This is a genomic window from Pseudonocardia sp., assembly GCF_050250275.1.
Taxonomy (GTDB): Bacteria; Actinomycetota; Actinomycetes; order Mycobacteriales; family Pseudonocardiaceae; genus Pseudonocardia.
The window spans coordinates 36730-45031 of record NZ_JBFWOY010000045.1; the positions used below are offsets into that span (position 1 = coordinate 36730).

Genomic DNA, 8302 nt, shown 5'->3' on the forward strand with positions numbered 1-8302 from the left:
GAGGGCCATACTCCCGCGCGTGCTCCGCGGGCGGGAGTCCGAGCAGCGGGAGCTGCTCGCCGCGGCGGCGGCCGCGTACGCGGCCGGCCGCAGCACGTCCGCGCTGGTCGTCGGTGACGCCGGCATCGGGAAGACCCGGCTCGTCGCCGAGGTGGCCGACCGGCTGAGGGGCGACGGTGTCCGCGTCGCCTGGGCGGCGTGCCGTGCCGACGGTGGGGCCCCGCCGTACTGGCCGGTGGCGCAGCTGCTCGCCGCCCTCGGCCGCGCCGACGCCCTCGACGTCGCCCCGGCCGCCGAGCCGGAGCTGGCCCGGTTCCTCCTGTTCGACGCGGTCGCCGCCGCGCTGCGCGACGCCGGGCCGCTGCTCGCCGTCGTCGACGACCTGCAGTGGGCCGACCCACCGACGCTGCGGCTGCTCGGCGCGCTGCGGGCGCACCTGGCCGCGGCGCCGGTGGTGCTCCTCGCGACGGTCCGCGAGGGCGATCCCGCCGCGGCGCAGGCGCTCGACGACCTGGTCGCCGACCGGCGCATCGCCCTGCGCGGCCTCGTGGCCGACGATCTGGTGCCGGTGCTCGCCGAGCTGACCGGCGTGGAGCTCGACGCGGCGGCCGCGGCCGACCTGCACGCACGCACCGGCGGGAACCCGTTCTTCGCCGCCGAGGTCGTCCGGATGCGTCGCGGCGGGCGCGACGGCGGCGTCCCCGGCGGGGTGCGCGCCGTCCTCGACCGGCGGTTGGACCGGCTTCCCGACGGCGCCGAGGCCGTCCTACGGGCCGCGGCGGTGCTGGACGCGGGCGTGACGGCCGGGGTCGACGCGACGCTGCTGGCGCGGGTCGCCGGTCTGGTCCCCGGCGCGCTCGCGGCCGAGGCCGGACCGGCGACGGCCGCCGGGCTGCTGCGCGACGACGGCGGCCGGTACCGGTTCCCCCACGCCCTCGTCGCCGAGACCGTGGCGGCCCGGACCGCGCCCGGGGAACGCCTCGACCTGCACCGGCGTGCCGCGGCGGTGCTCGCGCTGCGCCGGGGGGCGGGAACCGCGTCCGCCGCCGACGTCGCCCGCCAGCTGCTGGCGGCCGCGCGGCTGTCGGGGGAGCGGGACGAGGCACGTGACGCCGCGGCAGCGGCGCAGGCGGCGGCCACGCACGCCGCCGGCGCTACCGCCTACGAGGACGCGCGGACCTGGCTCGACGAGGCGCTGCTGGTGCTGGCGGGGGAGGACGCCGACCCGGAGGGGCGGCGGGCCACGCTGCTGTGCGCGCGGGGTGAGGCGGCGCTGGCCGCGGGCGACCCGGAGCGCTCGCGGCGCGACTTCACCGCGGCCACGACACTCGCCCGCGCCCTCGGCCGCGCGGACCTGCTGGCCACCGCCGCGCTGGGACGCACCGGCGGGGCCGTCGGGTTCGAGGTCGACCTGTCCGATCCGGACCGGGTCGCGGTGCTGACCGAGGCCCTCGAGGCATTGCCCGCGGCGGACACCGTGCTGCGCTGCGGGGTGACGGCGCGGCTGTCGGTGGCGCTGAGCTTCACCGCCGGTGAGGCGCGCCGGACCGGTCTGGCCGACGCCGCGGTCGCGATGGCGCGCCGCCTCGACGACCCGCGCGCGCTGGCGGGCGCGCTGGCGGCGTGGTGTGACGCCGCGGCCGGCCCGGAGCACGTCCGCGCGCGCACCGCGGCGGCGACCGAGATCGTCGCGACGGCACGCGCGGCCGGCGACCGGGTCGCGGAGCTGCTCGGCAGGCGGTTGCGCCTCGTCGCGCTCGCGGAGGCGGGCGACTGGGCGGGCGTCGACGCCGAGATCGACGGCTATGCCCGGGTCGCCGCGACGGTGCGCCGCCCGGACCTGGCCTGGCCGGTCCCGCTGTGGCGCGGGGCCCGCGCGACGATGCACGGGGACGTCGCGGCCGAGGCCGGGCACCGGGCCGAGCTCGCCCGGTTGGTGACGGCGTCGGCCGGCGGCAACGCCGAGCTGCTCGCGATGACGCAGGACTTCGTCCGCGCCGGCCTCGACGGCCGTGCCTCGGGGTCGGTCGCGCGGTTCGTGGAGCTGGCCCCGGACCCGGTGGTGTCGGCGCCCTGCACGGTCGCGTTGCTGCACGCGCTGTCCGGAGCCGCCGACCAGGCGCGGCAGGCGCTGCACCATTACCTGGCGGTGCGTGAGGACACCCCCCACGACAGCGAGTGGCTGCCCGAGGTGGTGCAGGCCGCGCAGACCGCGGTCCTGCTCGGCGACCACGACGCGGCGCGTGTCGTGCGGGCTCGGCTCGCGCCGTTCGCCGGGCTGTTCGCCGTCGAGGGCATCTTCGCCGCGACGTGGGGGAGCGTCGACGGGTATCTCGGCAGGCTCGCCGCGCTGCTCGGTGACGCCGCGGCGGCCCGCAGGCACCTGGCCGCCGCGGCCCGGCTCGACGCGGCCGCGGGACCCGCCCTGGCGGCCAGGACCCGGGCCGCGGCGGGGTCCCCGGAGGCCGGGGCGGGGGCGGGGGTGGGCACGTTCCGCCGCGACGGCGACGTCTGGACGGTCGGCTGGGCGGGCCGCGAGGTCCGGCTGCGGGACGCGAAGGGGCTGCGCGACCTCGCGGTGCTGCTGGCCCGGCCGGGCCAGGAGGTCGCCGTGCACGAGCTGACCGGCGCGCTGGTCGCCGCGGCCCCCGTCGAGCTGGCCGACCGGACCGCGCTGGACGCCTACCGTGCCCGGCTGCGCGACCTCGCCGCCGAGGTCGACGACGCCACCGACGACCACGATCACGCCCGTGCCGAGCGGGCGGCCGACGAGCGCGCCGCGCTGCTCGCGGAGCTGGCCGCGGTGACCGGCCTCGGCGGGCGCGCCCGTACCGCGGGGTCGGACGTCGAGCGGATGCGCAAGGCCGTCGGCAACCGGATCCGGCAGGCACTGGCGCGCATCGACGCGGTGCTGCCCGACCTCGGACGCCATCTGGCGACGTCGGTGCGCACGGGCACGTTCTGCCGCTACGCCCCCGATCGTGACGTGACCTGGCGGCTGTAGCACCGCCACGCCCGATCTGGCGCCTTCCCCGGTGACACCACCGGACCGAGGAGGACACCATGACCACGATCGAGGACCGTGCGCCCGAGCAGGTCGCCGAGGAGCTGGCCGGGAGGCTGTTCGAGGCGGGGATCGGCGCGATCGAGCTGCTGACGGTCGGGTTGGGGGAGCGGCTGGGCCTGTACCGGTCGCTCGCCGACGGGCCCGGACCGGTGACGCCGGGGGAGCTCGCCGCCGCCGCGGACGTCGACGCCCGCTATGTCCGCGAGTGGTGCGAGCAGCAGGCCACCGCGGGGATCCTGGCCGTGGACGACCCGGCCGCCGACCCGCAGGCCCGCCGCTACACGCTGCCCGCGGGCAGCGAGGCCGTGCTGCTCGATCCCGACAGCCCCGCCTACGTCGTCCCGATCGCCGGGTTCGTGGAGTCGGCGGGCCGCGTCATGGCGGCGCTCGAGCGGGCGTACCGCAGCGGCGGCGGCGTTCCGTACGCCGACTACGGCGTCCAGCACGCGCAGGGCGGGTTCAACCGGCCCGCGTTCACCGGCCGTCTGGTGTCGCAGTGGCTACCCACGGTCCCCGACCTCGACGCCGCCCTGCGGGCCGGCGGGTCCGTCGCCGAGTTCGGGTGCGGCGTCGGCTGGGCGGCGATCTCGATCGCCCGCGGCTACCCCGCGGCGACCGTCGACGCGTTCGACGCCGACCCGGCCTCGATCGACGCCGCGCGCCGCAACGCCGCCGAGGCGGGCGTGGGCGACCGGGTCCGATTCGTCGTCGCCGACGTCACCGACCCCGCGCTGACCGGCGACCACGCCGGGGTGCTGGCGTTCGAGATGATCCACGACCTCGCCGACCCGGTCGCCGCCCTGCGCAGCGCGCGCCGGCTCACCCGGGGGCCCGTCGTCGTCATGGACGAGAACGCCGCCGACGGGTTCATCGTCCCCGGTGGGCCCGTCGACCGGCTGTTCTACGCCGCGAGCGTGCTGCACTGCCTGCCTGTCGGCCGGTGCGCCGAGCACTCGGCCGCGACGGGGACGGTGATGCGCCCCGCGACGCTGCGCCGCTACGCCGCCGATGCCGGCTTCTCCCGCGTGACCGACCTCCCGATCGAGGACGCGATGTTCCGCTTCTACCGGCTGGAGGGCTGACCGGTGACGGTCGTCGACCAGCCGACGGTCGTCCGGGACGCGCTGGCCGCCATGGCCGGCCGGGCCGTCGCGTGGGCCATGGCCGCGGGCGGGCGCACCGGGTGCCTGCCGGGTGTCGTGCTCGCCGACGCCGGGTCGCCCTGCGTGTTCCTCAACGCCGCCCTGTTCGACGTCCCGCCGGAGCCGGCCGGGGCCGCCGCTGCGGCAGGGTTCTTCCCCGACGGCAGGCCGTTGCTGGTCGTGAGTCCGGGTCCCACCGCCGACCTGACCCCGGCCGGCCTGGTGCTCATGGGCCGTCCGCCGTTCATGGTGCGGCCCGCGGGAGGTGCCGCGCCCGTGCCCGCGCCGCCGGGCGTCACCGTGGAGGAGGTCGTCGACGCCGAGGTGCTCGGGGAGTGGGACCGTGTCCTCGCCGCCGGCTACCCGGTGCCGCACTCGCCGGCCCCGGCGGGTCTCCTGGGCGGGGCGACGCGCTTCTGGCTGGCCCGTGTGGAGGGCGAACCGGCCGCCGTCGCCCTGTCCCACACCGGCCACGGCCTCGTCGACGTCGAGGCCGTGGCGACCCTGCCACGGTTCCGGGGCCGTGGCGTCGGGTCGGCGGTGACCCGGGCCGCCACCCTCGCGGACCCGTCGTCGCCCGCGGTGCTGATCGCGAGCGACGCCGGTGCCGGCGTCTACCGGCGGATGGGGTACGTGCCCGTCACCCGCTGGACGTTGTGGATGCGTCCGTGACGGAGGTGGGGCCCCAGGTCCCGGGCGTGTAGGGCTCCGGTGTGGTCGTCGCGTCGAGGATCGGCGCGACGATCCGCCACGCCTCCTCCAGGGTGTCGAACCGGGCGAAGTGCGCCGGGTCGCCCACCAGGGCGTCGCCGAAGATCCGCTCGTAGGGCTCGTGCGCCAGGCCCAACACCTGCCGCAGGTCGACCCCCACCGGCACCTCGACGGCGACGTCGCCCTTGCCGGGCTGCTTGGCCAGCAGGAAGAAGGTGACCGCGGAGTCGGGCTGCAACCGGATGCGGATGCGGTTGGCCGGGGGAGTCGCGGTGTCGGCCCCCGCGAACAGCGGCCGGGGCGGGGCCTGCAGGACGACGTCGATCTCCAGCAACGTCTCCGCCAGCGCCTTGCCCGCCCGGATGTGCACCGGCACCCCGGTCCAGCGCCAGTCGTCGATGTGCAGGACGACCGACACGAAGGTCTCCGTCGTCGAGCCCGGCGCGACCCCCGCCACGTCGAGGTAGCCGGTGTACTGGCCGCGGACCGTCTCGGCCGGGTCGATCGAGCGGACCGAGGCGAGCAGTGCGTGCTTGGCGTCGCGCTGGTCGTCGGCGGCGTCGCTGTTGGGCACCTCCATCGTCAGGTAGGCGAGTACCTGCAGCAGGTGGTTCTGCAGGACGTCGCGCACGGTGCCCACGGCGTCGTAGAACGAGCCGCGGTCGGCGACGTCGAAGCTCTCGGCCATCGTGATCTCGATGCGCTCGACCCAGCTGCGGCTCCACAGCGGCTCGAACACCGTGTTGGCGAAGCGCAGCACCAGCAGGTCCTCGACGGACTCCTTGCCGAGGTAGTGGTCGACGCGGAAGACCTGGTCCTCGGTGTAGTGCTTCGCCAGCTCGGCGTTCAGCGCGCGGGCCGACGCGAGGTCGTGCCCGAACGGCTTCTCGACGACGAGCCGCGCCCGCTCGTGCAGACCGACGCCCGCGAGGGCGTCGGCGACCGTGGCGAACAGGCTGGGCGGCACCGCGAGGTAGTGCACGACGAACGGGTCGTCGGCCGTGGCCCGCGAGTGCACCTCGTCGGCCAGCCGGGTGAAGGTGCCCGCGTCGGAGTAGTCGCCCGCCACGAGCGTCAGCAGGTCCTGGAAGCGTTGCAGCACAGCGTCGTCGACGTCGTCGATCGCCTCACGGACGGCGTCGGCGGCGTGACGGCGCAGCGCGTCGGTGTCCCAGTCGGTGAGCGCGACCCCGACGACCGGCACGGTCAGCTCGCCGCGCTCGGTCAGCCGGTACAGCGCGGGCAGGATCTTCTTGTGCGCCAGGTCGCCGCTGATCCCGAACAGGACGAGGACGTCGCCCGCGACCGGCTGGGACGAGCCCGTCATGCCTTCTTCTCGATGTGCCCGCCGAATCCCATCCGCTGCGCCGACTGGATCTTGTCGGCGAACAGCTCGCTGCCGCGGGAACCGAAGCGCGCGTAGAGCGCCGTGGTCAGCAGCGGCGCGGACACGCCCTCCTCGATGGCGGCGATGGACGTCCAGCGGCCCTCGCCGGAGTCGGAGACGCGGCCGGAGAACTGCTCCAGCGTCGGGTCGGAGTGCAGGGCCTGCGCGGTGAGGTCGAGCAGCCACGAGCTGACCACGGAGCCGCGCCGCCACACCTCGGCGACCTCACCGAGGTCGATGTCGTCGTAGGGGTAGTACTTCGGCGCGGCCAGCGGCGCGGTCTCGGCGTCGACGTCGTGGGCGTGGGTACCGATCCCGGCGTTCTTGATGATGTTGAGGCCCTCGGCGTAGGCCGCCATCAGGGCGTACTCGATGCCGTTGTGCACCATCTTCACGAAGTGCCCGGCTCCGGACGGTCCGCAGTGCAGGTAGCCCTGCTCCGACGGCGACGGGTCACCCGTGCGGCCGGGCGTGCGGTCCACGTCGCCCATCCCGGGGGCGAGCGAGGCGAAGACCGGGTCGAGCCGCTCGACGGCGCGGTCGGGTCCGCCGATCATCAGGCAGTAGCCGCGGTCGAGCCCCCACACGCCGCCGCTGGTGCCGCAGTCGACGTAGTCGACGTCGCGGGTCGCGGTGTGCTCGGCCCGGTCGATGTCGTCGCGGTAGGACGAGTTGCCGCCGTCGACGATCGCGTCGCCCGGCTCGACGAGCTCCAGGACCTGGTCGACGATCTGGCCGGTGATCGCGGCGGGCAGCATCAGCCACACGGTGCGCGGCGCCTCCAGCTTGCCGACGAGCTCGGCCAGCGACGACGCCCCGATCGCGCCCTCGGACTCGAGCTGCTTCACGGCGTCCGGTGACACGTCGTGGACAACGCACTCGTGCCCGTCGCGCATCAGCCTGCGCACCATGTTGGCGCCCATGCGTCCCAGCCCGACCATCCCGATCTTCATGCTCGACTCCCGTGCGTGTCCTGTATGGCGTCCGCGTGTCCCCGAACCGTCTCGGGGCCATCTTGGTGCCCGGCGGGGGATCTCGCCCAGGGGGTGTTCGGTGAACGACGCCGGACGCTGCCCGGATCGGCTCACGGTCCGCCGGCGACGGGCGAGGGTCGCCGGGGCGACCAGCGCCCCGCACGGCGATCGGCCGGGCGGGCGCGGTCGCACCACCCTGGCCAGGACCGGTCGGGGAGGTGAGAATCGGGCACGTGAGCGGGCACGCCGAGCTGCGGCATCTGCGCGCCTTCGTCGCCGTCGCGGAGGAGCTGCACTTCTCGCGCGCCGCGAAGCGCCTCAACGTCGTCCAGCAGGCGCTCTCGACGCAGATCCGCCAGCTGGAGGAGGAGCTGGGGGTGCAGCTGCTGCGGCGCACCACCCGCAACGTCGAGCTCACCGAGGCCGGCCGCGAGCTGCTCGACCACGCCCGCGGCATCCTCGACGCGGTGTCGACGGCGTTCGAACGCACCCGGCGCACCGCCGCGGGGGAGGCCGGGCTGCTCGCGATCTCCTTCACCCCCACACTCGCCGACGAGACCCTCCCGTTGCTGGTCGCGGAGCTGCACGACCGCCATCCCGACGTGGCGCTGCAGATGTGCGAGATGTGGCAGGCCGAGGGGGTCGAGGCGGTCAAGGCGGGCCGATTCGACATCGGGCTGGCGCGCTGCCCGACGCTGTCGGGTGACCTGGAGTGCGCGACGCTGCGCCACGAGAAGATCGGCGTCATCCTCGCCGCCGACCACGTCCTGGCGGGCGAGTCGCCCGTCGCGATGGCGGCGCTGTCGGCGATGACGCTGACGATCTGGCCGCGGGCCCTGTCGCCCGGCTTCTTCGACGAGGTCGTCGGCTTCTACCGGTTCAACGGGTTCGACGGTCCCATCCTCGAGTTCGAGTACCTGTCGTCGGGGGTGTTCCACACCGACCCGGCGGCGCGCGCCGAGGTGGCGGGCGGCCGGGCCTTCTCGGTGGCCTTCGAGACCCAGTTCCATCCGGTGCCCGA

The 8302-nt window shown here is 75.9% G+C and carries 6 protein-coding genes; 4 read left to right on the forward strand and 2 right to left on the reverse strand.

All coding sequences use genetic code 11. The annotated features are described in order from the left end of the window. The first annotated feature begins 19 nt into the window (after positions 1-19). Genes AB7F12_RS29070 through AB7F12_RS29080 form a run of 3 tightly spaced genes read left to right on the forward strand, consistent with a single transcriptional unit; the run spans position 20 to position 4881 of the window. Positions 20-3004: an ATP-binding protein gene (locus AB7F12_RS29070; RefSeq protein WP_428498552.1), complete on the forward strand. Its 2985-nt coding sequence runs from the start codon at positions 20-22 to the stop codon at positions 3002-3004. A 59-nt stretch (positions 3005-3063) separates the two neighbouring features. Continuing rightward, positions 3064-4149, forward strand: a complete 1086-nt coding sequence (locus AB7F12_RS29075; RefSeq protein ID WP_428498551.1) for a class I SAM-dependent methyltransferase — start codon at positions 3064-3066, stop codon at positions 4147-4149. Positions 4150-4152: 3 nt separating this feature from the next. Continuing rightward, positions 4153-4881, forward strand: coding sequence for a GNAT family N-acetyltransferase (locus tag AB7F12_RS29080; RefSeq protein WP_428498550.1), 729 nt, complete (start codon positions 4153-4155; stop codon positions 4879-4881). Here AB7F12_RS29080 and zwf read toward each other — a convergent pair. Continuing rightward, entirely contained in the window at positions 4850-6247 is a 1398-nt protein-coding gene (zwf, locus tag AB7F12_RS29085; RefSeq protein ID WP_428498549.1) for a glucose-6-phosphate dehydrogenase, read from the reverse strand. The two genes, AB7F12_RS29080 and zwf, sit on opposite strands and share 32 nt — an antisense overlap. Further along, positions 6244-7260: a phosphogluconate dehydrogenase (NAD(+)-dependent, decarboxylating) gene (gnd, locus tag AB7F12_RS29090; RefSeq protein ID WP_428498548.1), complete on the reverse strand. Its 1017-nt coding sequence runs from the start codon at positions 7258-7260 to the stop codon at positions 6244-6246. The genes zwf and gnd overlap by 4 nt, the downstream gene beginning before the upstream one ends. 254 nt (positions 7261-7514) lie before the next feature. Between gnd and AB7F12_RS29095 the strand changes: the two genes are divergently transcribed. Continuing rightward, positions 7515-8302 (forward strand): LysR family transcriptional regulator (locus tag AB7F12_RS29095; RefSeq protein WP_428518045.1); only part of this gene is annotated, 788 nt, incomplete at its 3' end.

Excerpts from the sequence above, each read along its gene's own strand:
- zwf (WP_428498549.1), bottom strand. The coding sequence starts at position 6,247 with ATGACGGGCTCGTCCCAGCCGGTCGCGGGCGACGTCCTCGTCCTGTTC.
- gnd (WP_428498548.1), bottom strand. The coding sequence starts at position 7,260 with ATGAAGATCGGGATGGTCGGGCTGGGACGCATGGGCGCCAACATGGTG.
- AB7F12_RS29075 (WP_428498551.1), top strand. The coding sequence starts at position 3,064 with ATGACCACGATCGAGGACCGTGCGCCCGAGCAGGTCGCCGAGGAGCTG.